At 58.6% G+C, this 26,029-nt stretch carries 22 protein-coding genes and 1 pseudogene; 17 read left to right on the plus strand and 6 right to left on the minus strand.

Going from position 1 to position 26,029, the window contains the following annotated elements:
- Window position 1 precedes the first annotated feature (1 nt).
- The 3 genes from ABTV22_RS10285 to ABTV22_RS10295 all read right to left on the minus strand — a co-directional run bounded on the left by ABTV22_RS10285 (window position 2) and on the right by ABTV22_RS10295 (window position 3,830).
- On the minus strand, window positions 2–1,351 hold the full coding sequence (locus tag ABTV22_RS10285) for an amidohydrolase family protein (RefSeq protein WP_433739866.1): 1,350 nt from the start codon (window positions 1,349–1,351) through the stop codon (window positions 2–4).
- 299 nt (window positions 1,352–1,650) lie between these two features.
- Complete coding sequence (locus ABTV22_RS10290) at window positions 1,651–2,808, minus strand: alpha/beta hydrolase family protein (protein WP_433739868.1); 1,158 nt, start codon at window positions 2,806–2,808, stop codon at window positions 1,651–1,653.
- 59 nt (window positions 2,809–2,867) lie between these two features.
- On the minus strand, window positions 2,868–3,830 hold the full coding sequence (locus ABTV22_RS10295; RefSeq protein ID WP_433739870.1) for a LysR family transcriptional regulator: 963 nt from the start codon (window positions 3,828–3,830) through the stop codon (window positions 2,868–2,870).
- A gap of 277 nt (window positions 3,831–4,107) precedes the next feature.
- Here ABTV22_RS10295 and ABTV22_RS10300 point away from each other — a divergent pair, with 277 nt between their 5' ends.
- From ABTV22_RS10300 to pobA, 14 genes are all read left to right on the plus strand, one after another.
- On the plus strand, window positions 4,108–5,046 hold the full coding sequence (locus tag ABTV22_RS10300; protein WP_433739872.1) for a VOC family protein: 939 nt from the start codon (window positions 4,108–4,110) through the stop codon (window positions 5,044–5,046).
- A 15-nt stretch (window positions 5,047–5,061) separates the two neighbouring features.
- The gene (locus tag ABTV22_RS10305; RefSeq protein WP_433739874.1) at window positions 5,062–5,472 is read left to right on the plus strand and encodes a Rieske (2Fe-2S) protein; all 411 of its coding nucleotides are present in this window, start codon (window positions 5,062–5,064) and stop codon (window positions 5,470–5,472) included.
- A gap of 86 nt (window positions 5,473–5,558) precedes the next feature.
- Window positions 5,559–6,683: an FAD-dependent oxidoreductase gene (locus ABTV22_RS10310; RefSeq protein ID WP_433739876.1), complete on the plus strand. Its 1,125-nt coding sequence runs from the start codon at window positions 5,559–5,561 to the stop codon at window positions 6,681–6,683.
- A 57-nt stretch (window positions 6,684–6,740) separates the two neighbouring features.
- Window positions 6,741–8,438: a DUF1302 domain-containing protein gene (locus tag ABTV22_RS10315; RefSeq protein ID WP_433739878.1), complete on the plus strand. Its 1,698-nt coding sequence runs from the start codon at window positions 6,741–6,743 to the stop codon at window positions 8,436–8,438.
- Between the two features lie 12 nt (window positions 8,439–8,450).
- Window positions 8,451–9,839: a DUF1329 domain-containing protein gene (locus ABTV22_RS10320; protein ID WP_433739880.1), complete on the plus strand. Its 1,389-nt coding sequence runs from the start codon at window positions 8,451–8,453 to the stop codon at window positions 9,837–9,839.
- 59 nt (window positions 9,840–9,898) lie between these two features.
- Window positions 9,899–11,005, plus strand: coding sequence for a WD40/YVTN/BNR-like repeat-containing protein (locus ABTV22_RS10325; protein WP_433739882.1), 1,107 nt, complete (start codon window positions 9,899–9,901; stop codon window positions 11,003–11,005).
- A 4-nt stretch (window positions 11,006–11,009) separates the two neighbouring features.
- The gene (locus ABTV22_RS10330; protein WP_433739884.1) at window positions 11,010–13,484 is read left to right on the plus strand and encodes an efflux RND transporter permease subunit; all 2,475 of its coding nucleotides are present in this window, start codon (window positions 11,010–11,012) and stop codon (window positions 13,482–13,484) included.
- On the plus strand, window positions 13,474–14,724 hold the full coding sequence (locus ABTV22_RS10335) for an MFS transporter (RefSeq protein WP_433739886.1): 1,251 nt from the start codon (window positions 13,474–13,476) through the stop codon (window positions 14,722–14,724). The genes ABTV22_RS10330 and ABTV22_RS10335 overlap by 11 nt, the downstream gene beginning before the upstream one ends.
- Before the next feature lie 13 nt (window positions 14,725–14,737).
- Window positions 14,738–15,319 carry a cupin domain-containing protein gene (locus tag ABTV22_RS10340; RefSeq protein ID WP_433739888.1) on the plus strand — a complete coding sequence of 194 codons (582 nt, stop codon included), beginning with the start codon at window positions 14,738–14,740 and terminating at the stop codon, window positions 15,317–15,319.
- Window positions 15,316–16,299 carry a fumarylacetoacetate hydrolase family protein gene (locus ABTV22_RS10345; protein WP_433739890.1) on the plus strand — a complete coding sequence of 328 codons (984 nt, stop codon included), beginning with the start codon at window positions 15,316–15,318 and terminating at the stop codon, window positions 16,297–16,299. Before ABTV22_RS10340 ends, ABTV22_RS10345 begins: the two co-directional genes overlap by 4 nt.
- Window positions 16,300–16,309: 10 nt before the next feature.
- Window positions 16,310–17,314: an NAD-dependent epimerase/dehydratase family protein gene (locus ABTV22_RS10350; protein ID WP_433739892.1), complete on the plus strand. Its 1,005-nt coding sequence runs from the start codon at window positions 16,310–16,312 to the stop codon at window positions 17,312–17,314.
- The gene (locus tag ABTV22_RS10355; RefSeq protein WP_433739894.1) at window positions 17,292–18,086 is read left to right on the plus strand and encodes a cyclase family protein; all 795 of its coding nucleotides are present in this window, start codon (window positions 17,292–17,294) and stop codon (window positions 18,084–18,086) included. Before ABTV22_RS10350 ends, ABTV22_RS10355 begins: the two co-directional genes overlap by 23 nt.
- 62 nt (window positions 18,087–18,148) lie before the next feature.
- Window positions 18,149–19,807 (plus strand): arylsulfatase, encoded by a 1,659-nt coding sequence (locus ABTV22_RS10360; protein ID WP_433739896.1) that lies wholly within the window; start codon window positions 18,149–18,151, stop codon window positions 19,805–19,807.
- Between the two features lie 93 nt (window positions 19,808–19,900).
- The gene (pobA, locus tag ABTV22_RS10365) at window positions 19,901–21,085 is read left to right on the plus strand and encodes a 4-hydroxybenzoate 3-monooxygenase (RefSeq protein WP_433739898.1); all 1,185 of its coding nucleotides are present in this window, start codon (window positions 19,901–19,903) and stop codon (window positions 21,083–21,085) included.
- Between the two features lie 293 nt (window positions 21,086–21,378).
- Here pobA and ABTV22_RS10370 read toward each other — a convergent pair.
- Window positions 21,379–21,624: pseudogene (locus tag ABTV22_RS10370) on the minus strand (tyrosine-type recombinase/integrase); the annotation flags it as partial.
- A gap of 803 nt (window positions 21,625–22,427) precedes the next feature.
- On the opposite strand from ABTV22_RS10370, the gene ABTV22_RS10375 reads away from it, so the two are divergent.
- Entirely contained in the window at window positions 22,428–22,946 is a 519-nt protein-coding gene (locus ABTV22_RS10375) for a DUF3016 domain-containing protein (protein WP_433741359.1), read from the plus strand.
- Between the two features lie 81 nt (window positions 22,947–23,027).
- On the opposite strand, the gene ABTV22_RS10380 is transcribed toward ABTV22_RS10375, so the two are convergent.
- Both ABTV22_RS10380 and ABTV22_RS10385 read right to left on the minus strand, forming a co-directional pair.
- On the minus strand, window positions 23,028–23,228 hold the full coding sequence (locus tag ABTV22_RS10380; protein ID WP_433739900.1) for a hypothetical protein: 201 nt from the start codon (window positions 23,226–23,228) through the stop codon (window positions 23,028–23,030).
- Window positions 23,229–23,324: 96 nt separating this feature from the next.
- On the minus strand, window positions 23,325–24,374 hold the full coding sequence (locus ABTV22_RS10385; protein ID WP_433739902.1) for a LacI family DNA-binding transcriptional regulator: 1,050 nt from the start codon (window positions 24,372–24,374) through the stop codon (window positions 23,325–23,327).
- A 180-nt stretch (window positions 24,375–24,554) separates the two neighbouring features.
- Here ABTV22_RS10385 and ABTV22_RS10390 point away from each other — a divergent pair, with 180 nt between their 5' ends.
- Both ABTV22_RS10390 and ABTV22_RS10395 read left to right on the plus strand, forming a co-directional pair.
- On the plus strand, window positions 24,555–25,667 hold the full coding sequence (locus ABTV22_RS10390; protein WP_433739904.1) for a fatty acid desaturase family protein: 1,113 nt from the start codon (window positions 24,555–24,557) through the stop codon (window positions 25,665–25,667).
- Between the two features lie 36 nt (window positions 25,668–25,703).
- A complete protein-coding gene (locus ABTV22_RS10395; protein WP_433739906.1) occupies window positions 25,704–26,024 on the plus strand; it encodes a MocE family 2Fe-2S type ferredoxin in 321 nt (106 codons plus the stop codon).
- The last annotated feature ends 5 nt before the right edge of the window (window positions 26,025–26,029 follow it).

The raw sequence follows: 26,029 nt of genomic DNA on the forward strand, positions 1-26,029 counted from the left end.
CTCATAGTGCCCACTTACCGAGTTGGGAAACGCGGTCGCGGGTGTAGAGGTCAGTCCATTTCAGCGAGTTGAAATCGGACACTTGTTTGGGGTTGTAGGGGCTGCGCTCCATGCGCACGGGCTGACCGGCCTTGTATACGGCCTTGAGGCGAGAGCGGTCTTGGAGAATGCGGATGTCGTGCAACGGCGAACCGTCGAGCAACAGGAAATCCGCTTGTTTGCCTACCTCCAGAGAACCAAGGGTTTCACCGCGGGGCATGCAACGTGCGCCCACCGCGGTGGCGGCATAGAGCGCCTCGGCAGGCGTAAAGCCCAGCCGGGTGACCAGCAGCTCAAGTTCCCGAGCATGCCACTCACCGTAAGGCGTCACCGCAAAACCGCTGTCGCTGCCACAGGCGAAAGGCACCCCGGCGGCCTTGGCGCGTTTGAGCACCGCCGAACCGACTTCCAGCGTGCGTGCGCAGTAGCCGGCGTAACCCGTACTGATGGCCGGATCGTGGGGTTGGCAGAAGTCCACGGTGTTCTGTGGGAAGGTCATGGTGGGCGCCAGGATGCTGCCGGCTTCGAGCAGGGCTTCGATGCAAGCGTCGTCCATGTAGAAGGCGTGGAACACCAGATCAACCCCGGCGCGTGCGGCGTACATCACCGATTCGCGGCCATAGGCGTGAGTCGCTACTTTGCAGCCAAGGCGATGCGCTTCCTCAACCATTTCACAGGTTTCTTCGGCCGTGAATGCCGCGATGATTTCGCCATTTGGGCGGCGGTGTGTGCCGTCCATCGCGATCTTGATCAGGTCTACGCCGTCCTTGGCCTGCTTGCGGATTTCCGCCAGTGCGTCGCTGCGACTGGTGACCAGTTGCGCGGTGAAGTACTCCGGGGCACCAACGCGGCTCGGGAACCAGTCGTTGAGGCTCTGGCGATTGGTAATGACCCGGCTGCTGGCCGCGATACGCGGACCTTCGTACAGGCCTGCCGCGATGGCATTGCGTACGGCGATGCTGAGCTGGCCGCTGTCGCCGGGGCAGACCATGCTGGTGACACCGGCAGCCAGTACGTGCTGCGCGAAAAACATGCCGCGCAGGGCGCGGAATTCGTCGCTGGTCCAGATATCAATATCTTCCTCGCTTTGCGCATTGCCGAACGCCAGGTGGGTATGCACATCCACCAGTCCCGGCATGACAAAGTCATCGCCCGCATCTAGTACGGTATCCCCCGGACGAGGCTGAGGCGCTGACGCTGTAGGGCCGACGTAACTCAAGAGGCCGTTTTCGACCACCAGGGTTTGTTGCTGGCGAGTTTCCAGACCGGTGCCGTCGAAAAGGGTTTGGCATTTCAGGTGCAGGGCGTTCATGGCGAGCTCACTTCGCTGATTGTTATGCGAAACGAGGCTAGGGTGCGGCGGGGGCGTCTACCAACAGATTGCATCGATGTCTGTGTATTGATGACGTCAATACCCTGTAGGAGCGAGCCTGCTCGCGATGGTCGTCAACGATAACGCGTGAAACCAGACACCCAGCGGCGCCCTCGGGTTTATCGCGAGCAGGCTCGCTCCTACAGGGATCCGGTGTTCGAGAAGACTGTCAGGCCGTCAATGCAAAAACGCCGGATAACCCAAAGGCTATGCGGCGTTTTCTGTGTGTGGTGCGAGGGTCAGGCCGTACGGCCACCCAGTTTTTCGGCAACCCAGTCAGCGATGTATTGCCCGGCGTTGATGCTGTTGTCGAAGCTGGAGTGCTGCACACCGCCTTCGCGTTCGGTGAATATTTTCAGTTCACGATTAGGGCTGTTGACCAGTTGCTCGTAAGTACGATGTGCCCACTTGAGCGGGATCTGCGAGTCCTGTTCGCCGTGGGTCACCAGGAATGGCACCTTGATCCGATCCAGCACGCCATCAAGATGCACGTTCTCGGCGATGGTCATGAAGTCGTCGACATCTTTGGCGCCCCACACCCAGCACACGTGCGACCAATAGTGCGGAACGGGGAAGCTGCCTTCTTTTTCCAGGCGACGCTTTTGCACATCACGCCAGTCATGGTTCGCACCCCACGCTACACCGCAGGCAAAACGCGGCTCAAAGGCGACTGCGCGCGGGCAGTAGTAACCGCCCAGCGACACACCTTCCAGGCCAATACGCTTGGCATCCACATCACTGCGGGTTTCCAGCCAGTCGACCACGCGACTGGCCCAGTGCTCGCTGTCGTAACGGGCAGTCAGATGATGCAGGCGCAGTGCTTCACCGGTTCCAGGTTGATCGATGATCAACGACGAAACGCCGCGTTTAGCCAACCAGGCGGGCAGGCCAACGCGGTATTTCATCTCTTTGGTGGAGTCCAGGCCATTGACCTGGACCAGGATCGGTGCAGCGCCATTAACGCCCTCGGCGCGTACCAGCAGGCCGGAAATGTGCTTGCCCTCATAAGGGATTTCAACCCGCTCACAGTTTTCTTGCGACAGCTCGATACCGCGTTTGAAGGTCTGCAAAAAACGCTGGTACAGCTCAATACGGCCTGGCGCGCCGTGGGCTTGCAAGCGCTCGCAAGTTAGGTAGTAAGTGGCAGCACGGTTGTACTTTTCACCCGCGGAGAGGAGCCGGCCATTACCCTCGTCTTCTTCGGCCAGGCCACAGAGTTTGTCGGCCATCTTCGCCCAGGTTTCGCGGAACGCCTTGGTACCGGCGGCGTCGGGTTGTTTGGCGGCGTCTTGCAGCGGTGCGCACATCTCTTCGATTTCGCCCATGCGGGCGCCCATCTCGATGGCCAGGTCGACAGAAAGATTCCACACATAGTTGGTCGGGAAATAGCGGAACATGATGATTGTTGTCCTTGTGGTTGCCTTGGTGATTGCAAGGCACGTTAAGGACGACCCGACTATTTGGCCAATCGTGACGCGGGATGGGAGGTATCGCGAACGGCGATGGGAGCCTGGTCCAGATGCTGGATGAATTCGATGATGCGCTCGCGCAACCAGCGATGCATCGGGTCACCATCCACACTGCGGTGCCAGAGCATGAACTCGCGCATGACCGGGATCTTGACTGGTGGTGGCAGGATACGCAGCGGCAGGTACTCGGCGTACAAGCGCGCCAGGCGCTGGTGCATGGTGGCGATACGTTGGGTGCCAAGCACCAGCTGGGGCAGGGTGTTGAAGTCGTTGGTAATGACTTCAATCCGGCGGTTGAAACCGTACTGGTTCATGAACCACTCTTCGATACTCATGTGTCGGCTGCGACCAAAACCAACAGAGACATGACCCATTTCCATGTACTGCTCCAGGGTCAGGCTGTCGCCGACTTGCGTGTTGCCTTGCCACACCACGCAGACGTGATCCTCCTCGAAGAGCAGCTGCGATGGATGCCCGTCGATGATGTAGCGCTCAGGCACGATCATCAGATCGACCTCCCCGCGAATCAGCAATTCAGCGGCGTTGTCGCCAGGGCCAAGCATCTCGAAAGTGATGTTGGGCGCCTCCTGGTGAATCCTCTGAATGACCTGGGCGAACAGTACGCTGATCAAGTAATCCGACGTCACCAAACGGAAATGCCGTTTGCTTTCAGCAGGGGCGAACACGGGTTTGGCGGTAATTGAGGATTGAATCGTCAACAGCACTTCGCGCACGGGTTTGCCCAGTTCCAATGCGTAAGGCGTGGGCTGCATTTTTCGCCCCACCTGCACCAGCAGTTCGTCTTCGAAGTAGGTTCGCAGGCGACCCAGCACACCGCTGGTGGCTGATTGCGTCATATGCAGGCGTTCGGCAGCGCGAGTGATGTTCTGCTCTTCAAGCAGCACGTCGAGCGCCACCAGCAGGTTCAAATCCAGATGATTGAAACGCATCAGGCACGTCCATTGTTGTATTTATTTTCGCGATACATTCGGACGATTACATCGCCGCGTCAACCCCGCCGGATGCCTGACACCAGCGATCTCAGGTATCGCGTTTACCGATAGGTCGCATCCCGAGACACGATTAGTCAGCTCTCATGCCTCGCGTCAATCTTCGCCGCAGTCGGACCTCTTGCCGACACCACCACCGGATTCCAAGCAGGGTCGGGCGGCCTTTCGAGCCCCTCGGCAGCGGTCTCCGGATCATAATTTTAATGGAGTGGTAGCCATGAACATCATTGGCCTTGATGCCCTGATCTTTGGCGTCGATGACATCCAAGCCTGTACCGATTGCTTGCGTGATTATGGCCTCGCGCCTGTTGACGTCGACAACAATGGCGGGCGCTTTGAAGCACTGGACGGCACGGCCGTGATCATCCGCCGTTCGACCGATCCGACTTTGCCAGGTGCCATTGGTCCGGCACCGTCTATTCGGGAGACCGTTTACGGCGTTGCCAGCGCGGCGGACCTCGACGCTATTGAGGACGAGTTGGCGCGGGATCGATTGGTCACCCGTGAGAACGGGGTGTTGCACAGTGTCGATGACATGGGATTTGCAATCGCATTCCAGGTCACTGTCCGCAAGCCATACAGCGCTCCGGATGATTTGACCAATGCCGCGGGCCATTCGCCGCAACGCCCGTTGAACCAGCCAGGCATTACGCCCGACATGAGCGCCGTACCGCGCACCTTGTCCCACGTGGTGTATTTCGTTCCCGACGCGGCCAAGGCGGAAGCGTTCTACGCCGAACGATTGGGCTTTCGAACCACCGACACCTTTATCGGCGCCGGGCCGTTCATGCGCCCGGCGGGCTCCGATGATCATCATTGCCTGTTCATGATTCAGACGCCGCCGCACATGAAGGGCTGCGAGCACTTCACCTTCCACATGGGCAGCGGTACCGAGGTGCTGTTGGCCGGTACACGCTTCGAGCAAAAAGGCTGGACCAGCTTCTGGGGTCCTGGCCGCCACCTCTTTGGCTCCAATTGGTTCTGGTACTTCAACAGCCCACTGGGTTGCCACATCGAATACGACGCCGACATGGACAAGCACGATGACGCCTGGGAGGCACGCCGCGCGCCGCTTTCGGCGGATAACTCGCAGTTGTTCCTGTTCACCTCGAAAGAAAAGTGGGCGCCCGGTGGCCCGCCACCAAAACAGGGTTGAGTGCGAGTTTCAGCCATGGGCCACGGTGACTTTTTCCTGTGCCGACTGGATGAAATGGTGGAAGGGCAGGCACGCGGATTCGATCCGTTGCAGCGCGGCAGAGACAGTGTTTTTGCACTGCTGCATCAAGCTCAGGTGCGGGTTTATCGCAATAGCTGTCCGCATCTGGACGTGCGCCTGGAGTACCGAAAAGACCGTTTCCTCTCCGCCGACGGCCAGTTGATTGTCTGTTACGCCCACGGTGCGCAGTTTTTACCGAGTACCGGCGAATGCGTCTACGGCCCGTGTCTGGGCCAGAGGCTAGAGGCGCTGGAGTGGTATCTGGAGGAGGGCTGGCTGGTGTTGAAAATGCCTGACTCGGTGATGCCGCAGGGGCAAAACGAGGTATCGCGTGGCGCGATACATCGCATCCCTACTCGCGATTAGTCAAATCCCTGCTTTGCCCGGAAGCTGGACCCAACGACGCAGTGCCCGCACTGCATCGACACACAAGAATAAGAAGTGAGAGTGCCATGAGTGCAGTGAACAAAGTTCTGATCGTGGGCGGTGGTATTGGTGGTTTGTGTGCAGCCATCGCGCTACGACGTAAAGGCATAGAGGTCGATCTGATCGAACTCAAGTCGCAGTGGACGGTTTACGGTGTCGGTATCATCCAGCAGAGCAATGTGGTTCGTGAGATGGCCAAGCTGGGCGTGCTCGACGGTTATCTCGATGCGGCATATGCCTTTGAAGACGTCGCCATTTATGGCCCGGCCGGTCAGCAACTGGCACGTATCCCGGGCCAGCGACTGGCAGGGCCTGAGTATCCGGCGAACGTCGGCATCTCGCGTCTGGCACTGCATAAAGTCCTGAGTGAAACCGCTCTGGAACTGGGCGCCAACGTACGCCTTGGACTCAGTGTGGAATCCCTGAATGATCTGGGCGATAGCGTTGAAGTGCTGTTTACCGATGGCAACCGCAGTCGTTACGACCTGGTCGTGGGCGCCGATGGTTTGTTTTCCAAGGTTCGCGATCTGCTGTTTGGCGACACCTATAAGCCAAGGTTCACCGGTCAGTCGGTGTGGCGCTACAACTTTCCACGCGCTGCGCAAATCGACCATCTCGCCAACTACCAGAGCGCCGATGGCAATGCCGGACTGGTGCCGCTGGCTGGCGATCTGATGTACCTGTTCCTCACCTCCCACGAACCGTCCAATCCCTGGATGGACCCGGCCACCCTGGCCGAGCAAATGCGCCAGCGCTTGCAAGGGTTCACAGGCTTGATCGGCGAACTGCGTGAGCAGATCACCGACAGCAGTCAGGTGGTTTACAAACCGATGGAAGTGATTTTCGTCGACGAGCCTTGGTATCGCGGTCGCGTCCTGTTGATCGGTGATGCCGCCCATGCCACGACACCTCACCTTGGCCAGGGCGCCGGCATGGCGATTGAAGATGCCATCGTGCTCAGTGAAGAGCTGACCGGTGAGGGCGATGTCGAGCAGCAGCTCGAGCGTTTCATGGCTCGTCGTTTCGAGCGTTGCAAATACATCAGCGAAAGCTCTGTGCTGGCCGGCGACAAGGAGATGCAGCACGACCGTGAGTTCGATCGCATCGGCCTGGTCAAGCAGATGCTCGCGCGCACGGCTGAACCTATCTGATCTGACACAGCCGTTCATCCACAGCAGTTACCACTATAAAAACAAGAGGTTAACGCGATGGTTAGCTCCACGACTGCGACGCTCGCGCGCCGCCAGGTCAGCTTGTCTGCACCCTTTGGTTTCAGTTTGGCCGCGGCGTTGGTGCTGTGCAGCCAGGCCGCCCATGCTTTTCAGGTGGACACCGGCAACCCCGATTTCAACCTGCGCTGGGACAACACGGTCAAATACAGCGCTGCATGGCGAACCCAGAATCCCAGCCACAAATTGACTGAGGGCCAGGTCGCGCTCAACCAGGACGATGGTGATCGTGCCTTCAATAAAGGCCTGATCTCCAACCGCATGGACATCCTTTCCGAACTGGATATGTCGTTCAAAAATGTCGGCGCACGCCTCAGTGGTGCCGCCTGGTACGACACTGAATATCAACAAGACAACGATAACGATGACCCGACGCGTGCCAACGCACGCTCGGTGGCGTACGACGAATTTACCGATGATACCCGCCACCTGCACGGTGGGAATGGCGAATTGCTTGACGCCTTTGTGTACTGGAACGGTGAAGTGGCGGATCGCGCTACATCGGTACGCGCCGGTCGTCACGGGCTGATCTGGGGTGAGAGTCTGTTCTTCGGTGCCAACGGCATTGCCGGTGGCATGGCACCGGTCGACGTGGTGAAAGCCCAGTCCGTGCCCAACACCCAGTTCAAGGAAATCACCATGCCCGTCAGCCAGCTGTCAGGCACTTTCCAAATGACCGATGACGTGTCGCTTGGCGCGTTCTATCAGTTCGAATGGGAACAGACCCGTCTGCCAGGCGCGGGAAGTTACTTCTCCGTCAGTGACACCATCGGTGAAGGCAACGAACGCCTGATCGTCGGTGCGCCATTTCCTGCATTCCTCGGTGGCAATCCAGGCAGCCCGGCGGCTTTCTTCCACGGCAATGACAAAGAGGCGAGAAGTTCGGGGCAAGGCGGCCTGCAGTTGAAATACAACGCAGAAACCGTTGAATACGGCCTTTACGCGATCCAGTACCACGACAAGACGCCCAAGTTGTATCTGCGCCCCAGCACCGGGGCACCGAACTTCAGTACCGGGCAAATTGGCGATTACTACTGGGTCTACCCGGAAGACATCCGCGCCTTTGGCACCAGCTTTTCGACCACGGTCAATGAATACAGCTTTGCCGGTGAAGCCTCGATGCGTTGGAACATGCCTTTGGTTTCCAACGGTCAGACCGTGCTGCCGGGCGTAGAGGCGGACAATGACAGCAATCCGTTGTACGCCGTCGGCCGCACTGCCCACGTCAACCTCAATGTCCTGGCCTCCTTCGGCCCGAACTTCCTCGCGCAGGAATCGACATTTGTCGGTGAGGTCGCCTGGAGCCGCCTGCTCAGTGTCACCAAGAACCACTCCGCCCTCGATCCCAACGCCACCCGCGATGGAGTCGGTATGAAGATGGTTTACACGCCGACCTACCGCCAGTTTTTCCCAGGCATCGATATCAGCATTCCGGTGGGCCTGAGCTATTTCCCGATGGGTAAATCGGCGGTTGTCAGCTCTTTCGGCCCGGATAACGGCGGCGATATGAACATCGGCATTACGGCTACCTACCTGGACCGAGTGACGGCGGGCTTGACCTACACGCATTACTACGGCCCCGAGGGCACCAACCTCGACGCTGCCAACCAGTTCACTTACCTGCAATCGCTGAAAGACCGGGACTACCTGGCTTTCTCCGTCAAGACCACGTTTTAAGAGGACTTGCGCATGACCAACAACAAGAAAGCCTGTGCCTTCAAGCTCAAAGCCCTTTGTTTCGCACTGCTGGGCAGCCTGGCCATTTGCAGCCAGCTGACGATGGCCGCCACGGCTGAAGATGCGGCGAAATTGTCCAAATCCCTCACGCCGTTCGGTGCCGAACGCGCCGGCAATGCCGACGGGTCCATTCCCGCCTGGGACGGTGGTTACACCAAGGTTGATCCTTCGTACAAGGAAGGTGGCAAGCGCTCCGACCCGTTTGCCGCGGACAAACCGTTGTTCAGCATCACCTCGAAAAATCTCGCGCAATACGCCGGCAAACTCAGCGACGGCACCAAGGAGATGTTCAAGCGTTTCCCGGAAACCTATCGCATCGATGTCTACCCGACTCGTCGCACCGCTGCTGCGCCGCAGTGGGTGTATGACAACACGCTGAAAAACGCCACGCGCGCCAAGTTGGTCGACAGCAGTGCCGGCCCCGTTCCGCAAGGCGCTTTTGGCGGCATTCCATTCCCGGTGCCAAACAACGGCGCCGAAGCCATGTGGAACCACCTGCTGAACTGGCGTGGCACCTCGGTTTCAATGCATTTTCGTCACTACCTGATGACCGCCGATGGCAAGCAGGTGATGACCACCGACGGCCAGGCCATTCAGGAAATGCCGTATTACTACCAAGAGGGTTCGCCGGAGTCCTTCGCCGGTGACTACTGGCTGTTCCGTCTGCTCAACATCGGCCCACCCCTGCGTGCTGGCGAGCAAATCATGGGGCGCACCAATATCAATGGTGACGTTTCCCAGGCGCACGTTTACCTGACCGGCCAACGCCGTGTTCGCAAACTGCCGAACGCTTGCTGCGACACACCGACACCGGCAACCGCCGGGGTGATGTCATTCGACGAGTTGAGCGTGTTCTCGGGCCGTATGGACCGCTTTGACTGGAAGCTGGTAGGCAAGCAGGAGATGTACATCCCTTACAACACCAACAAAGTGCAAACCGCCAGCAAACCTGAAGACCTGTTCCTTGCGCATCACATGAATCCGGACTTTGTGCGTTGGGAGTTGCACCGAGTCTGGGTCGTGGAAGCGAACCTGGCGCCGGGCAAGCGTCACCAATTGCCGAAGGGCCGTTACTACCTCGACGAGGATACCTGGCAAGCCATGTTGGGTGATCGCTGGGACGCTAACGGCCAATTGGCCAAGACACTGTGGTCATTGCCGGCAGTGCTGCCGGACCTGCCAGCCCAGGCGCAATTGTCCTCGGGCTTCTACGACCTGACCTCAGGCGCCTGGTTTATCCAGAACGTCTACACCGGGCTGCCTGATCAGTACGGCTTGGTGGATCGCTACAAAGCTTCCGAGTTTTCACCTGCGGCGATGGCGGGTGCCGGGGTTCGTTGAGTCAGACCGGATCACGGTCTTCGGATCGTGATCCGATTTCACAGGTTTCGAGGTGGGTCATGAACAGAATCTGTCAGGTGGTGGGTCGGCTGGTATGGCTTATGGCACTGCCTTTGGCGTTGCCCTTGGGCCTGGCGCAGGCCGCTGCGGTGGGTGACGCGCTGAACACCCCGGCGATGCTGGCACCGCAGGCGCAACATGCGGTGTTGCTGGACCTGGCCCGTGCCGGGGCGCGACTGGTGGCGGTGGGGGAGCGGGGCATCGTGCTGCTGTCCGATGATAACGGCATGAGTTGGCGTCAGGCCATGGTGCCAGTCTCGGTCAGCCTGACGGCCGTGCAGTTTGTGGATGCCAATACCGGTTGGGCCGTCGGGCATGCCGGTGCCGTGCTGGTCACTCACGATGGTGGAGAACACTGGAACGTGCAACTGGACGGAAAACGTGCCGCTCAGCTTGAGTTGCAAGCTGCCAGGGAGCAACAGGTATCCGCGACCGATCAGGACGCAGCCGCCGCACGGGTGCAAACCGCTGAACGTTTTGTCAGTGAAGGCCCGGACAAGCCCTTCCTCGCGCTCAAGTTCATCGATGACAAACACGGTTTGATTGTCGGTGCCTATGGTTTGGCATTCCAGACCGGCGACGGAGGCCGTACCTGGCAATCATTGATAGGTCATATCGACAATCCAATGGGGGCGCACCTCTATGCCATCGCGCGCCAGGGCGAGCACTGGTTTATCGCTGGCGAGCAGGGTTATCTCGCACGCTCCGATGATGCGGGTCAGTCGTTCACATCGCTCGAAAGTCCTTACGCGGGCAGCTTCTTTGCCCTGCAAACCCGCGACGATGGGACGTTGTTGGCAGCCGGCTTGAAGGGCAATGCGTTTGTCTCCAACGACCTTGGCGAGAGTTTCGAGCCCGCGCCGGTTCCGATGCCTATTTCCTTTAGTGATGCCATCCGCACCGATGACGGCCAGTTGCTGCTGGTCAATCAAGCCGGCGCACTGTTTCGCACCAGCCACCAGCCGGGTGCATTGCTCAAGCCTTATGGCCAGCCGTTGGGCATGCCTGTTGCCAGCGTGATTCAGGCCGCAGACGGCACGCTGGTGCTGGCGGGCTTCACCGGTCTGGCGCGGGTTTCGCCGCCAATCGCTACTGCTTCGGAGTGAGGTTATGAAGTCATTTGAAGACGCCAAGGCAAGCCTGGCGAGTTTCGATCCACGTTCCGGTTCAGTGGTGGAACGCACGCTGTTCAACCATCGCCTGTGGGTGTTGCTGGTCTGCGTGGTGACCACCCTGGTGCTGGGTTATCAAGCGACGCGTATCGAGTTGAACGCCAGTTTCGAGAAGATGATCCCGACCCGGCAGCCCTACATTGCCAATTACCTTGAGCACCAGAAGCAGCTTAGCGGCTTGGGAAATGCCTTGCGCATTGTGGTGGCTAACCGGCACGGCGATATTTACAACGCTGAGTATCTGAAAACGCTTCAAGCACTGAGCGACAAGCTTTACCTGCTGCCAGGTGTCGATCGCGCGTACATGAAGTCGTTATGGACGCCAGCCACCCGCTGGGTGGCCGTGACCGAAGACGGTCTGGACGGCGGTCCGGTGATTCCCGATGACTACAGCGGCACCCAAGCCAACCTCGAGGCATTGCGGCGTAATGTGCAACGCTCCAACGAGCTCGGTCAGTTGGTCGCTTTGGACCAGACATCCAGCATCATCTACGTGCCGTTGCTGGCCAACACCTCGGATGGTCAGCCGCTCAATTACTCGACACTGTCCGATCAGCTGGAATCGCTGCGCAGCACCTATCAAAGCGAAAACGTCGAGATTCACATCACCGGATTTGCAAAAAAAGTGGGTGACCTGATTGCTGGCTTGCGACAGATTTTGCTGTTTTTTGCTGTCGCGATTCTGATCACCACTGCCGTTCTTTTCTGGTACACCCGCTGCCTGCGCAGCACATTGCTGGTGGTGTTTTGCTCGCTGGTGGCAGTGGTCTGGCAGCTGGGGTTGCTGCCATTGCTCAACTATCAACTGGACCCGTACTCAGTGCTGGTGCCGTTCTTGGTGTTTGCCATCGGCATGAGCCACGGTGCGCAGAAAATGAACGGCATCATGCAGGACATCGGTCGTGGCATGCACCGTGTGGTCGCCGCGCGTTTCACCTTTCGGCGCCTGTTCCTGGCCGGGCTGACGGCACTGCTCTGTGATGCCGTGGGTTTTGCAGTGCTGATGCTGATCAAGATTCAGGTCATTCAGGACCTCGCAGTGATCGCCAGTATCGGCGTGGCGGTGCTGATCTTCACCAATCTGATCCTGCTTCCCGTGCTGCTCTCCTACGTCGGCGTCACGCCGCGTGCGGCGCAATTGAGCCTTAAAAGCGAACAGACCGAGCAGGCCGGTCAGCGGCGTCATGCTTTCTGGCGCTTTCTGGATCTGTTCACCCGGCGCCGTTGGGCGAGCCTGTGTATCGCTATCAGCCTCGCCCTGGCGGCAGTCGGTTTTCTGGTCAGCCTGCAACTGAAGATTGGCGACCTCGACGCGGGTGCGCCGGAGTTGCGGGCGGACTCGCGCTACAACCAGGACGATGCCTTTCTCACCCGCCATTACGGTGCCAGTAGCGACTTGTTCGCGGTGATGGTGAAAACCCCGGCCAGCAGCTGTGCGCGCTACGACATTCTTGCCAAAGTCGACGCCCTGGATTGGCAACTGCGCTCTCTACCGGGCGTGGATTCAACCAACTCCCTGGCACTGCTCAACCGCCGCATGTTGGTCGGCCTCAGCGAAGGCAATCCGAAGTGGTACGAGCTGCAAAATAACCAAGCGATGCTCAACATGATCACCGCCAGCGCGCCACGAGGGTTGTACAACGAAGACTGCAGCCTGCTGACGCTGTACGCCTATCTCACCGACCACAAGGCTGAGACGTTGACGCGTCTGGTCGAGCACGTGGAGAAGTTTGCCGCGGCCAATAACACCGAGGAGGTTAAGTTCCTGCTGGCGGCAGGTAATGCCGGCATCGAAGCCGCCACCAATATTGTGGTCAAGCAGGCCAACCGCGAAATGCTGTTTTGGGTGTATAGCGCGGTGATAGTTCTGTGCCTGATCACCTTCCGCTCCTGGCGCGCGACGGTTTGTGCGGTGATACCGCTGATGGTCACTTCCATTCTCTGTGAAGCGCTGATGGTCTGGCTGAACATCGGGGTGAAAGTCGCCACGCTGCCAGTCATCGCCCTGGGTGTTGGCATCGGTGTCGACTACGCGCTGTACGTGATGAGCATTCTGCTCGGCCATCTTCGCCAGGGCGCGAGCCTGTCCGAAGCCTATTACCGCGCCCTGGTTTCCACAGGCAAGGTCGTGATGCTGACCGGCATTACCCTGGCCATCGGCGTAGCTACCTGGATCTTTTCACCGATCAAGTTCCAGGCGGACATGGGTGTGCTGCTGGCCTTCATGTTCGTCTGGAACATGGTCGGCGCCCTGGTGTTGCTGCCGGCACTGGCGTACTTCCTGTTGCCGGCCCGCCGCTCGGCGACCGATGCGGTTGCACCGCAGAGCGTGATCAACCTGGCAGTGCCTGCAACCTCTGGGGTGGCTGACACCCATCACCTGCGCACCAGGGAGCGTTGCCATGGGCTCTGAATCCACTGTTGAAAATGCTGGCCGGCAAGCCGGAATAGTGCAATCGCTGTTGCTGCTTCTAGGGAGTTGCTTGCCGGTCTTGGGCGCAGTGCTGCTGGCTCCCGTGTTGCCGCGCATGCAGGCGCATTTTGTCGACGTGGCTGGCAGCACAGTGCTGGTCCCCATCGTACTGACCTTGCCGGCGCTGGTGATTGCCCTGTTGGCGCCATTTGCCGGGTTGATCGCTGACCGTCTCGGGCGCAAGCCATTGCTGCTGATGAGCATGGGGTTGTACGTGCTTTGCGGCGTGTTGCCGCTGTGGCTCGACTCGTTGCAGGCCATCGTACTCACTCGCGCAGGTATCGGCCTGGCCGAGGCTGGGATCATGACCTGCTGTACGACGCTGATAGGCGATTACTTCAACGGTGCCAAACGGGAACGGTTGTTTGCCTTGCAGATGGTTGCCACCTCGCTGTCCGCGGCGGTGTTTATCGCAGCAGGAGGCTTTCTTGGGCAGAACGATTGGCGAACCCCGTTTGCGTTGTACGCAGTGGGTTTGATCTTCCTGCCGCTGATGGCCTGGAAGCTTTGGGAACCCCAGGCTCGCGTCCAGATAGCGCCACTGAAGCCTGCTGCGCACAAAGAAAAATTTCCCTGGCGCGCGTTGACGCCCATGTATGCGCTGGCACTGCTGGCGGGCTTGAGTCTGTTCATTGTGCCGGTGCAGGCGGGCTATTTGCTCAATCTGTTGCACGTGGATGCGCCACAACAAATCGGCATGACCATGGGGGCGAATCAATTGGGGGTACTCGTCGGTGCCCTGAGTTTTCGCTTCTTCAGCGGGATGCGTGGGCAGCACATGTTGCTAATCGCTTTCTTGCTGGCGGGTGTCGGTGGGTTGTTGATGTCCGACGCCGTCAGTCATGTACAGGTCGTGGTCGCTGTGACGATCAATGGCCTGGGCATCGGCTTGATGCTGCCAACGCTGATCACCTGGATCATGGCGCAAGTCGGTTTTCATCAACGGGGGCGGGCGGCGGGTTGTTTTACTGCGGCGATCTTCGCCGGCGAATTCATCAGTCCCTTGGCGGTGCTTGGCATGACGGGTGGCGTCGCCGCTGCGCTACCCCATGCATTGGCCATCGTGGGTTGGCTGCAATTGTTGGTGGCAGTCTTTTGTCTGGCCGTGCCCCGACTCGGTGGCCTGCGGGCGAATGCGAATGTTCTTGCCGGTGATACCACCATCGGCGACAGAAACTGAACGAGGAATTTCCATGCAAGCGCTTCCTGAATTCAAAAGAGTGGTCACCGGCCACAACGCGCAAGGCCAGGCGATAGTGGCCAGTAGTGGGCCGACGCCGAATGTATTTGCGCTATTGGCAGTGCCCGGCACCGTGTTTCATGAGCTGTGGAACAGCAGCACCAGCCCGGCACCGCTGGACAACGCCAGCGACCCAAGCAGCCAACCGCTGCAACTGAGTCCCAGGCCACAGGGCAGTGTGATTCGCGTGGTGGATATTCCACCGGACAGCGTTCAGAACCAGGTCAGCGATGAAAACGCCGCCGCGGTGTTTGCCGAAATCGGTGAGTCCCATGCCGCTACTGGCCAGGCCAACGCCCGGCACAAGCTGATGCACCGCACCGAAACCCTCGACTACGGAATCGTCACCGAGGGCGAGGTGTGGCTGGTGCTGGATGAGGACGAAGTGCACCTCAAGCGCGGCGACGTCGTGGTGCAACGCGGCACCAATCACGCCTGGAGCAACCGCACGGAGGCCATGGCACGCATGGTTTTCATTCTTCTCGATGGACGCTTTGCTGCTGAGTTGAGCAATAGCCAGGGAGTATCGGCATGAAACTCGCGACTCTGAAAAACGGCAGCCGCGACGGCCAACTGGTGGTGGTTTCGCGGGACCTGTCCCAGGCGCTGGACGCCAGCTCCATTGCACAGACCTTGCAACAGGCAATAGAGAACTGGGAGCGCGTCGAGCCACGCCTGAAAGCGTTGGCCAACCAGTTGGATGCGGGCCAGGCGAGCGATGCCTTTGCCTTTGATCCCGCCCAGGCCATGGCGCCTTTGCCGCGTGCTTACCAATGGTGCGACGGCTCGGCGTTCTTGAGCCATGGTGCCTTGATGCAGAAGGCATTCAATCTGGAACCGATCGATGGCGTCGAGCATACGCCGCTGATGTATCAGGGCGCCGGGGACGATTTCCTTGGCTCGCGCGACGACATTGTGCTGCCCAGCGAGCAGCAGGGCATCGACTTCGAAGGTGAGTTTGTCGTGTTGGTGGACGATGTGCCAATGGGCTGTTCTCCCGAGCAGGCGATGCAGCACATCAAGCTGATTCTGCAGATCAACGACGTGAGTTTGCGGGCATTGGCCCCACGGGAAATGCGCACCGGTTTCGGCTTTTTGCAGGCCAAGCCTTCATCAAGCTTCGCCCCGCTGGCCATCACCCCGGATGAGCTGGGCGATGCCTGGCGCGACGGGCGCGTGCATTTGCCGTTGCAGGTCCACTGGAACGGTCAGTGGTTCGGTCATCCACACGGTGGGCAGATGAATTTCGGCTTTGGCCAGTTGATCGCCCATGCCGCGCTGACTCGCAAGCTGGGGGCGGGCACGCTGATCGGTTCCGGCACCGTATCCAATACCGACCGCAGCGCAGGCTCTGCGTGCATTGCCGAGCGTCGTGCGATCGAGATGATCGAGCACGGTGCCGCGCAAACCGGCTTCATGCGCTTTGGTGATCGCGTGCAGATGGATGTCTTGGGCAGCGATGGCCAGTCGTTATTCGGTGCGATTGACCAACGTGTCGTTCAGGCTCAAGGCTGAGGGGCGAGATATGCGTGTGTTGATTACCGGTGCCAATGGTTTTGTCGGTCGTGAGTTGGTGCGTTGTTTGCTGGCGCGGGGCAGTTTGCGTGGGCAAGTGATTGGCTCGTTGTTGGTGTTGGACACCGATCTGAATAATTTACCGGCCGACGCGCGCTTGCGCCGTCACTACGGCAGCGTGACCGATGCAGCCTTGATGCGACGTGTCCTGGCCGATGGCATCGACGTGGTCTTCCACCTGGTGAGTATTGCGGGCGGAGCGGCGGAGGATCAGTACGAGTTGGGTTATCAGGTCAACCTGCTGGCCAGTCTGGAATTGCTCAACCAACTGCGCCATGCAACGCGGCCGCCGGTGCTGGTTTACGCCAGTAGCGTCGCGGTGTATGGGGGGCATTTGCCGGCGCGAATGAATGAGCAGGCCGAGCTCCGCCCGGAGCTGTCTTACGGCGCTCATAAGGCCATGGTGGAAAGCGCCGTTACCGACCTTGCCCGACGCGCCGAAGTAGACGGCCGCGTACTGCGGTTGCCGGGTATCGTCGCCCGCCCGCGTGAACCCAATGGCTTGCGCTCGGCATTCATGAGCGACTTGCTGCGCGCGTTTGCCGACGGCGAACCCTATGTGTGCCCTGTTTCTCCAGAGGCTACGGCCTGGTGGATGTCTTCCCGCTGTTGCGTGAACAACCTGATCCACGCCGCAGAAATAGACTGCTCCTTGCCTGGAACACAACGGGTTTGGCAATTGCCGGTGCTGCATCTGTCCATTGCCCAGGTTGTCGACGCGTTGGCGGCGAGCTACGGACAAGAACGCCGCAGCCTCATCAGCTATGCCATCGACGCCCCACTTGAATCTTTGTTCGGGCGAATGCCACCCCTGAAAACCCCTCAGGCGCGTGCGGCTGGTTTCAGCCATGACGGCAATGCTGCCGCGCTGGTTCGCAACTCCCTGAACCCTGCCACACCCCGGCACTTACCGCTCACCGGAGACACAGCTCATGTCACAGCCAACCCAGCCTAAGCGGCGTCTGGTGGACCTTTCGGTCACCTTGGAAAACAACCCGTATACCGACCCGCCGCCGTTGTTGCCGAAGATCGACTACATGGACCATCAACAAGGCTGGCCTGAGATGGCAGCGATGTTCCCGGGTCTGCAACTCGAACAAATGCCAGGCAACGAGTCGTGGGCAGCAGAACGTCTGCAAATCACCACCCACAGCGGAACGCATATGGATGCGCCCTGGCATTACGCGTCGACCACCGACGGCGGACAGCCGGCATTCGGTATCGACGAGCTGCCGCTGGACTGGTGCCTGCAACCAGGCGTGAAACTGGATTTCCGGCATATGGCGGACGGTCATGTGGTCACGGCCGCCGAAATCGAAGCCGAGTTGGCGCGTATCGAACATGTGTTGCAGCCCCTGGACATCGTGCTGATCAATACCCGAGCCGGTGAGTTGTTCGGCCAGCCGGGCTACCTCGATGCCGGGGTTGGAATCGGCCGTGAAGCCACCCTGTATCTACTGGAGCGCGGAGTGCGGGTCGTAGGGACAGATGCCTGGAGCTGGGACGCGCCCTTCAAATACACCCGAGAGCGTTTTGCTGCCGATGGTGACGCCTCGATCATTTGGGAAGGGCACAAGGCCGGGCGCGATATCGGTTACGGGCAAATGGAAAAACTGGCCAACCTCGAAACCCTGCCGGCCAAAGGCTTCGTAGTCTCCTGCTTCCCGTACAAGATCAAACATGCGTCGGCGGGATTCGTGCGGGCAGTCGCGATATTCGAAGAGTGATCAACGTACCGCGCCAGTATCAAAAACAATGATCTTCGATTACACACAATAAGAGAGAAAACATGCCTCTTTTGCGGATGCCGCTGGCGCTGGTTTTCGGCGCTCTGACTCTGGGTAGCAGTCTGGCCATGGCGGCCAGTGCTGATGCGAAACAGCCCAATATCCTGCTGATTTTGGCCGACGACCTGGGTTATTCCGACCTGGGCAGTTACGGCGGCGAAATCAATACGCCCACGCTGGATCAACTCGCCCATCAAGGATTGCAACTGACCAGCATGTACGCCGCGCCAACCTGCTCCATTACGCGCTCCATGTTGATGTCCGGTACCGACAATCACCTCGCCGGGCTTGGCACCATGGCCGAGGCATTGCAGCCGTTTCAACGAGGAAAACCGGGTTATGAGGGGTACCTGAATCAGCGTTCTTACTCGATCGCCGAGTTGTTGAAAGCGGGCGGGTACAACACCCTCATGGTCGGCAAATGGCACCTGGGCCTGGAAGCTGATCAGGGGCCGGATCAACGGGGTTTCGAGCAGTCCTTCACACTGCTGGAGGGCGGTGCTCCACACTTCAAACCCTCCAGTGCCGACCCGTCAAAAATCGAGCAGGTGCATTACCGTGAAAACGGTAAAGCGGTGGAGCTGCCAGAAAATTTCTATTCCTCGGATTACTACACCGACAAGCTGATCAGCTATCTGCAAAACAACCAGAAGAACGACAAGCCGTTTTTTGCCTACGCGGCCTACACCTCACCCCACTGGCCCTTGCAAGCGCCTAAGGAGTATCTGGACAAGTACCGTGGACGTTTTGATCAGGGGTATGACAGCGTGCGCCTGGCTCGTATTGACCGGATGAAAAGTCTCGGTGTGATCGCGAAAGACGCCCAGCCTGCGACCCCGCTTGCGGTCAATCCAACGTTGCCGGGTTGGCAGCAGTTGAGCCCTGAACAGCAGCGTGTTGAGGCGCGGAAGATGGAGATCTACGCGGCTATGGTCGATAACCTCGACCACAACATTGGTCGCGTGCTCGATTACCTGCGTAAAAGTGGTCAGTACGACAATACGTTGATCGTTTTCATGTCCGACAACGGCGCTGCCGGTGAAAATCACGCCCAGTTCTACCCACCGGGTCCGCGCACAGACAACAGCTACGCCAACCTCGGCCAGCCCGGGTCGCAGATCGACTATGGCTTGCGCTGGGCGGAAGTCAGTGCTGCACCCTTCCATTTGTTCAAGGGAAGTACTGCTGAGGGTGGAATCAGTGTTCCTGCGATTTTGCACCTGCCTAAGGGGCTGTCTCGCCAAGGGATCGAGCGCGGCGCAGCCCGTGTTGATGACCTTGCTCCAACCTTTCTCGAACTCGCGGGAGTTTCAACACCTGACGAGCCGGGAAAAAATCCGATTACCGGACAATCACTACTCCCAATGCTTGCCGGCAAAGCCAGCCCTCACGCTGATACACCTCTGGCCGGTGAGCTGTTTGGTAATGCTTATTACCGAGAAGGAAGCCTCAAGTTGCTCGGGCTTCGTCCGCAGGTTGGATTTAATGCGCCGCCCGAGCCATTGAAATGGCAGCTGTTTGATATCGCAAGTGATCGAGGTGAAACCCACGATATCGCCTCTGAAAAACCTGAAACCGTACAGCGATTGAAAGACGCCTGGCAGAACTATGCAAAGCGAGTAGGCGTGGTCTTTCCGTCAATGGACCAGGGTTCGAAATGAGTGACGGGCAGCAGGTATCTCGAGTGCTCTTCCCACAGTGGTGGTTTTGACTATCGCTGGTGAAACCCTGCGACAGATAAGGTCGAAGATAAAATGAAAACACAGGTTGCGATTATCGGTGGCGGGCCATCAGGTCTCCTGCTCGGTCAGTTACTTCAAAAAGCAGGCATCGGAAACATAATCATTGAGCGTCAATCTCAAGAATATGTATTGAGTAGAATTCGGGCTGGAGTGCTTGAGCAGGGCATGGCCGATCTTCTTCGTGAGGCTGGCGTTGGCGAACGCATGGATCGAGAAGGTCTGGTTCATGATGGATTTGAATTGGTCTTCGACGGTCGGCGCGAACGTATTGACCTCAAGGAGATGACTGGCGGTAAATCAGTGATGATTTACGGTCAAACAGAGGTCACTCGGGATCTCATGGCTGCACGAGCGGCCAGTGGTGCAACCACTTTCTTTGAAGTCCCCGATGTAGAGTTGCATGATCTCAAGGGCGCGCACCCGTATGTCACCTTCACTCACAATGGTGAGCAGTTCAGACTTGATTGTGACCATATCGCCGGGTGCGATGGCTACCATGGTGTTTCTCGCAAGTCCATTCCACAGGGCGTGCTGACCGAATACGAGCGGGTTTATCCGTTCGGATGGTTGGGTGTTCTCGCCGATACGCCACCCGTCAACGAAGAGTTGATGTACGCGAACCACGAACGGGGTTTCGCATTGTGCAGCATGCGCTCACACACTCGTACCCGGTACTACGTGCAAGTAGGGGCTGAGGAGAAGGTCGAAGATTGGTCCGATCAGCGTTTTTGGGAGGAACTGAAATCTCGCCTTCCCGAAGTAACTGCTGCACGACTGATTACTGGTCCATCGATTGAAAAAAGTATCGCGCCGCTACGAAGCTTCGTTGTTGAACCTATGCAATATGGGCATCTGTATCTCGTAGGTGACGCCGCTCATATCGTTCCTCCAACGGGTGCCAAGGGCTTGAACCTGGCGGCGAGTGACGTCAGTACCCTCTACCAGATTCTTCTCAAGGTGTACCGGGAAGGTCGAGGCGACTTGCTTGAGCGCTACTCTCAGGTCTGCCTCAAGCGTGTATGGAAAGCCGAGCGATTCTCCTGGTGGATGACCTCAATGTTGCACAAGTTTCCTGGAACGGACGCTTTCAGTCAGCGTATGCAGCAGACCGAACTCGAATACTTCGTCGGCTCCGAAGCCGGCCGTAAAACCATTGCGGAAAACTATGTTGGTCTCCCTTACGAACCGATTGAATAGTGATCCCAACTCCCTTGGCGATACGGCCAAAGGCGTTTTTTACAGCAGGCAGAAGCTATGCGTTCCTCGGCGTTATTGGCCCTGCCTAATCGAGAAGCTTTATCCAAGCTTCCTGCTGTCGGCGCGTTCTCCACGAGAGGGCCGTTGTCATTCTCTGTGCATGTCTGAAGGTCGTTGCTACCCGCTGCGTTCTAAATGACCCCGAGCGTGCACTTTGCAAGCTCGGGACGCCGCCATCGCTTGACCGAAAAACAACAATAAGAAATGTTGCCAAGATCAGCAGGAATAATTCACATCGAGGCATGATCCTTGACCTCCAGCAGGGGGCGAGTTGCCGCTTCCCGCCAGGACCTGCCCCGTCGAACGCCATATACCTTCTGCTGGCGGAGTTTCTCCAGCTTGTGAATCAGGTACTGCTCCGCTTCGGCGCTGTCACAAGTGCCAGTACTCTCTTGAATTCGTTCTCCTCGGTATCTTTTGTCGATCTTCCAGATACCGTTCGGCATTTGCTGGAGGCCGGTGATTGCTTTTTTTACCATTGACGTGCTCCTTTCGGCCCGTCTTGACGCTCGCCGCGTGTCCTGATTGGTGGTCTTTCAATGGCCTTGGCTTCGACGCAGGCGTGCTCCCAGGCATCCAACTCAAGCTTGTCAAAGGCAACCCCCCTGTTTTCCAATGGCGGAGCTCCCTGACGTGGGGCCTGACAGTTTTATTGAATACGTCCTGGCACATACCGAGGTAGCCGGGGGCATCCATGGTCCGGATGAACTGTGGAGGGATTGGCGCGATCTGTGCCACGCTTCGATTGGACATAGAGATTGCTCTCCCGCCGTTCTCCAGCAGGTCTATGGTTTAAACAAACAGAATTTGAATGGGGGTGATGATGCGAAGGGCTTTACGAAACACCGTGTTCGTCGTCGGGGCTCTAATGTCGATTGTTGGACTCGGCGTTTGCCTGAACCAACTACTGTGGGGCCGGAGTGTCGGTTACTTGGCTTTTGCCTTTTTTGTCTCGGGATGCACTTTGTTGGTGGTTGGATGGGTGCAGAGGAATAAGTGATGTTCTCACCCGCGATACACCGGTAGGCTTTTTTGTTGGCAGACATTTAAGCCGATCAACTAGATCGGCTTTTTTGTGCCTGCGAAAAAAGCGCATAACTGTCCCAGTGGTTTCGCTGATCTCCAGTTCCGGAGTCGCCTCAAAGTAGGAGAGCAGTACGCACGCAGAGCCTAAGGATGCTGAGGTTCACGCATTGCGCGATAGATCATGTAAGAGCACCTCAGGCGTAAAATAAGCAGTGTGCAGCAAGCCTTGAAAAACGCTGCACCTGGAGGTGATGTCATGCGCCCAATACCCGCGTGGACTTCAATCGCACTACTGACGCTGTTTATAACGCAACCAGCCACCGCAGCGTCGTCGGTCGAAGTCGTGTTCAAGAACCCCGAAAAATTCAGCGATGCCAGTCTGAACAGTCCAGGCTACGAGCGGGGTGCCGATCCTTATGTCATGAAAGAGCTGGGCAGCTACCTGCAAAAGCTCGGCGAGCGCTACCTGCCACCCGGCCAGCAGCTGCAAATTGAAATACGCAACATCGACCTGGCCGGTCGCTACGAACCCTGGAGGCCAAATGCTTATGAGGTGCGCTTCATGCGCGACATCACCTGGCCGCGCATCGATCTCCATTACGTGCTCAAACAAAACGACCAGATCGTGAGCGAAGCCGACGCCAGGGTCATTGATCAGCTCTATCTCCAGCGTCCGGGGCGTGCTAACAGAAGTGACAGGCTCTACTCCGAGAAAGCCATGCTCTCGGACTGGTTCAAAAAACAATTCGCCGGGCATCAGGTCGGCTCGAATTGAACAATCCAGCGCTCTGAATCGCCTGCCCGGAATAGGAGGTGTCGGCCAAAAATGCACTGTTCGATGAGTCCACTGCTTTCTTCAATGAAGCGTCTTGCGACTCTCGCCAATCCTGATCCGGTCAAGTGCCCGGTTCAATGCATCCAGGGCATCGAGGAGGGCTTTTGCCTCCGCTTCCCGGCCATCTCCCCATAGACGTTCGGCCATTTTGTTCAGGGTCTGGATGGATTTCTCAATGTCCGCAGCGCTTGCATGAGTTGGGTCGGGTTGTCTCTTTGGCATGGTCAAACTCCTGCGGTTCCCGAACAAGGGCGCGAGCGATCCGGGCGTTCTCGCTGTTGATTTGTCCGGATCGAACGCTGCAAAAACGTTCCCACCTCAGCCGCGTGCATTTTCTGAAGTCACGATCTGCAACGGAATATGAATTCGATGCCGGGCAGGATCGAAGTCCGGCGCGGTTTGCAGTTCGATCAGCAGGTCGACCAGTGCTGCCGCCAGCAACCGCGGCTGGGAGTCGATGACCAGGCTGATCATTCCCTGGGCGAGGGCTTGGCGCGAGAGTTCCGTCGATTCCATCAGGATGCTGCACAGCGAGGGTTGCCTGGGCAGTTGTGACAGGGCACTGATGATGCCGTCGCCGCCACCGCCGACCACACACAACCCTCGCAAGTCGTCATGACGCGCCAGCAGTTCCAGCGTGGCTTCTTCGGTGACGTCACAGTTATCCAGATTGATCACCGCTTCGAGTAGCTTCAACCCCGGCGCGTGCTCCGTCAGGTAACTGTGCAGCCCTTCCACCCGCGCCTGATGGCCGAGAAAGCGGTGGCCGCCCAGCAGCACTCCGACACTGCCTTTTCGGGCGCCGCAAGTGTGCGCCAGCAGCCATCCCATGGTGCGTCCGACTTCATGATTATCCTGGCCGACATAAGGCTCATTGGCCGCCTCGTGGATGTCCGACAGCAGTGCGATCACGGGTACGCCCGCTTCCCTGATCTGGGCGATGGCGGCGTTGATCAGCGGGTGAGCGAAGCTGACCACGGCCAGGCCATCGCACTGCACCGCCAGTTGCTCGATCTGGGCAATGATGGCGTTGGGTGAGCGATCGAAAACGTACTCGAATTGGCAGCTGAGGTTGGCGCCGGTCTGGCGCTGCGCCGCCTCGGTGATGGCGGCGGCAACGTTGGCATAGAACGCCTGGGCGGTGCCGAGCAACAGGATGCCGAAGCGATAGCTGGGGCGTCGTTCCCTGATCCGCTGGCCGATCAGCCGGGCCGCGAAATACCCCACCGCCTCGGCGGCCTGGAATACCTGCTCGGCGGTTTCGGGGTTCACCGGGGCCCTGGCATTGAGCACCCGATCTACGGTGGCGACACTCAAGCCAGCCTGTTCGGCGACAGTGGCGATGGTTGGGCGTTTGGTTTTGTTCATGGCGAGCCCCCGGTGCCTTGATAGAAAACTATCAAGCTTCAATGGGCCTGGATGATAGCTTGATAGGGAATGTATTCAAGGGATTGAGGGTGATCTGCGTGCTCTCTATCTTTTCTCCAACGATGCGATCGCGCATCGAAGCAGGTGCCTCAAACCATCAAGCTTGCGGAGAACAATAAAATGCCTGAACAAAACGCAGCATGTGAAAACCCCGATAAACCCCAGCGTCGGGATTATCGATTGACGGGGCCCGAGGCTGCCAAGGCCGCGCAAAAAGGCCTGGTCTCGGCGGACTGGTATCAATCGCCCATTTCCCGTAAACGCATGAAGGAACTGATGCAGCGCCGCGACGGCCCGGCCTTGCGCGATACCGCGATCTGGTTGCTGGCGATGGTCGTGACCGGGTTCGGCGGGTACTGGTTCTGGGGCTCCTGGGCCTGCGTCCCATTCTTCATCGCCTATGGCCTGCTCTATGGCACGGCGTCCAATGCCCGCTGGCACGAAACCGGTCATGGAACGGCATTCAAAACCCGTTGGATGAATGATGCGGTCTACCAGTTGTCGAGCTTCATGTTCATGTTCGAACCCCATGTCTGGCGCTGGAGCCACGCCCGGCACCACACCGACACCATTATCGTCGGACGCGACCCTGAGATCGTCGAGCCGCGCCCGCCCAGCCTGATCATGATGATGCTGAGCCTGGTCAGGATGCCGTATGCGATCAAGACGATGGCGTCGGTGTGGCGGCATGCGACCGGGCGAATGGCTGAAGAAGAGCAAACGTTCATCCCCGAATCCGAGTGGCCCAAGGTCTTTTTGGCCGCGCGCATCTGGCTGGTGATTTACGGGCTGACGCTGGCGGCTGCGCTGTATCTGCAAAGCTGGTTGCCGCTGATGTTTATCGGGTTGCCGACCCTGTACGGAGGTTGGCTGTCCTACCTGTTCGGCCTGACGCAGCACGTCGGCCTGGCCGAGGATGTGCTCGATCATCGCAGCAACTGCCGGACCATTTACATGAACCCGGTGCTGCGTTTTCTGTACCTCGACATGAACTATCACCTCGAGCATCACATGTACCCGATGGTGCCGTTTCATGCGCTGGCGCAGCTTCACGAAGAAATTCGCCACGACTGCCCACCGCCGTACACCAGTCTCTTCGAGGCATTGCGCGAAGTCCTCTCGACGATCTGGAAACAGCGCAAAGACCCCAGCCATTTCGTCCATCGTCCGTTGCCACAACGGGCAACGCCAGCCGCCAGCGCCCCGGCAGAATCTGAAGCCACGCCGGCCTGACACCTTCCTGTCTGTCCCCCTACAAGAGAGAACGCCATGACCGAGCAATGGATCGATGTCTGTGCCGTGGGCGAAATAAATGAAGAGGATGTCATTCGTTTCGACCATGGCCCCCACACCTATGCCGTCTACCGCTCCGCAGACGACGAGTTCTTCGCCACAGCGGGCCTGTGCACCCATGAGTCCATTCACCTCGCCGATGGCTTGGTGATGGAGCATGTCATCGAGTGCCCCAAGCACAACGGACGCTTCGACTACCGCTCCGGCAAAGCCCTGGGGGCGCCGGTGTGCGTCAACCTCAAGACCTATCCGGTCCGGGTCGAGGCGGGGCGTGTCTGGCTCGCCATTTCGGTTTAACTGCC

This window comes from Pseudomonas putida, assembly GCF_050990305.1.
Lineage (GTDB): Bacteria > Pseudomonadota > Gammaproteobacteria > Pseudomonadales > Pseudomonadaceae > Aquipseudomonas > Aquipseudomonas putida_AH.

Coding starts and splice junctions, on each gene's coding strand:
- ABTV22_RS10350 (WP_433739892.1), top strand. CDS start 16,310: ATGCGTGTGTTGATTACCGGTGCCAATGGTTTTGTCGGTCGTGAGTTG.
- ABTV22_RS10305 (WP_433739874.1), top strand. CDS start 5,062: ATGGGCCACGGTGACTTTTTCCTGTGCCGACTGGATGAAATGGTGGAA.
- ABTV22_RS10380 (WP_433739900.1), bottom strand. CDS start 23,228: ATGCCAAAGAGACAACCCGACCCAACTCATGCAAGCGCTGCGGACATT.
- ABTV22_RS10345 (WP_433739890.1), top strand. CDS start 15,316: ATGAAACTCGCGACTCTGAAAAACGGCAGCCGCGACGGCCAACTGGTG.
- ABTV22_RS10330 (WP_433739884.1), top strand. CDS start 11,010: ATGAAGTCATTTGAAGACGCCAAGGCAAGCCTGGCGAGTTTCGATCCA.
- ABTV22_RS10290 (WP_433739868.1), bottom strand. CDS start 2,808: ATGTTCCGCTATTTCCCGACCAACTATGTGTGGAATCTTTCTGTCGAC.
- ABTV22_RS10385 (WP_433739902.1), bottom strand. CDS start 24,374: ATGAACAAAACCAAACGCCCAACCATCGCCACTGTCGCCGAACAGGCT.
- ABTV22_RS10320 (WP_433739880.1), top strand. CDS start 8,451: ATGACCAACAACAAGAAAGCCTGTGCCTTCAAGCTCAAAGCCCTTTGT.
- ABTV22_RS10390 (WP_433739904.1), top strand. CDS start 24,555: ATGCCTGAACAAAACGCAGCATGTGAAAACCCCGATAAACCCCAGCGT.
- ABTV22_RS10295 (WP_433739870.1), bottom strand. CDS start 3,830: ATGCGTTTCAATCATCTGGATTTGAACCTGCTGGTGGCGCTCGACGTG.
- ABTV22_RS10315 (WP_433739878.1), top strand. CDS start 6,741: ATGGTTAGCTCCACGACTGCGACGCTCGCGCGCCGCCAGGTCAGCTTG.
- ABTV22_RS10360 (WP_433739896.1), top strand. CDS start 18,149: ATGCCTCTTTTGCGGATGCCGCTGGCGCTGGTTTTCGGCGCTCTGACT.
- ABTV22_RS10300 (WP_433739872.1), top strand. CDS start 4,108: ATGAACATCATTGGCCTTGATGCCCTGATCTTTGGCGTCGATGACATC.
- ABTV22_RS10310 (WP_433739876.1), top strand. CDS start 5,559: ATGAGTGCAGTGAACAAAGTTCTGATCGTGGGCGGTGGTATTGGTGGT.
- ABTV22_RS10355 (WP_433739894.1), top strand. CDS start 17,292: ATGTCACAGCCAACCCAGCCTAAGCGGCGTCTGGTGGACCTTTCGGTC.
- pobA (WP_433739898.1), top strand. CDS start 19,901: ATGAAAACACAGGTTGCGATTATCGGTGGCGGGCCATCAGGTCTCCTG.
- ABTV22_RS10375 (WP_433741359.1), top strand. CDS start 22,428: ATGCGCCCAATACCCGCGTGGACTTCAATCGCACTACTGACGCTGTTT.
- ABTV22_RS10325 (WP_433739882.1), top strand. CDS start 9,899: ATGAACAGAATCTGTCAGGTGGTGGGTCGGCTGGTATGGCTTATGGCA.
- ABTV22_RS10395 (WP_433739906.1), top strand. CDS start 25,704: ATGACCGAGCAATGGATCGATGTCTGTGCCGTGGGCGAAATAAATGAA.
- ABTV22_RS10340 (WP_433739888.1), top strand. CDS start 14,738: ATGCAAGCGCTTCCTGAATTCAAAAGAGTGGTCACCGGCCACAACGCG.
- ABTV22_RS10335 (WP_433739886.1), top strand. CDS start 13,474: ATGGGCTCTGAATCCACTGTTGAAAATGCTGGCCGGCAAGCCGGAATA.
- ABTV22_RS10285 (WP_433739866.1), bottom strand. CDS start 1,351: ATGAACGCCCTGCACCTGAAATGCCAAACCCTTTTCGACGGCACCGGT.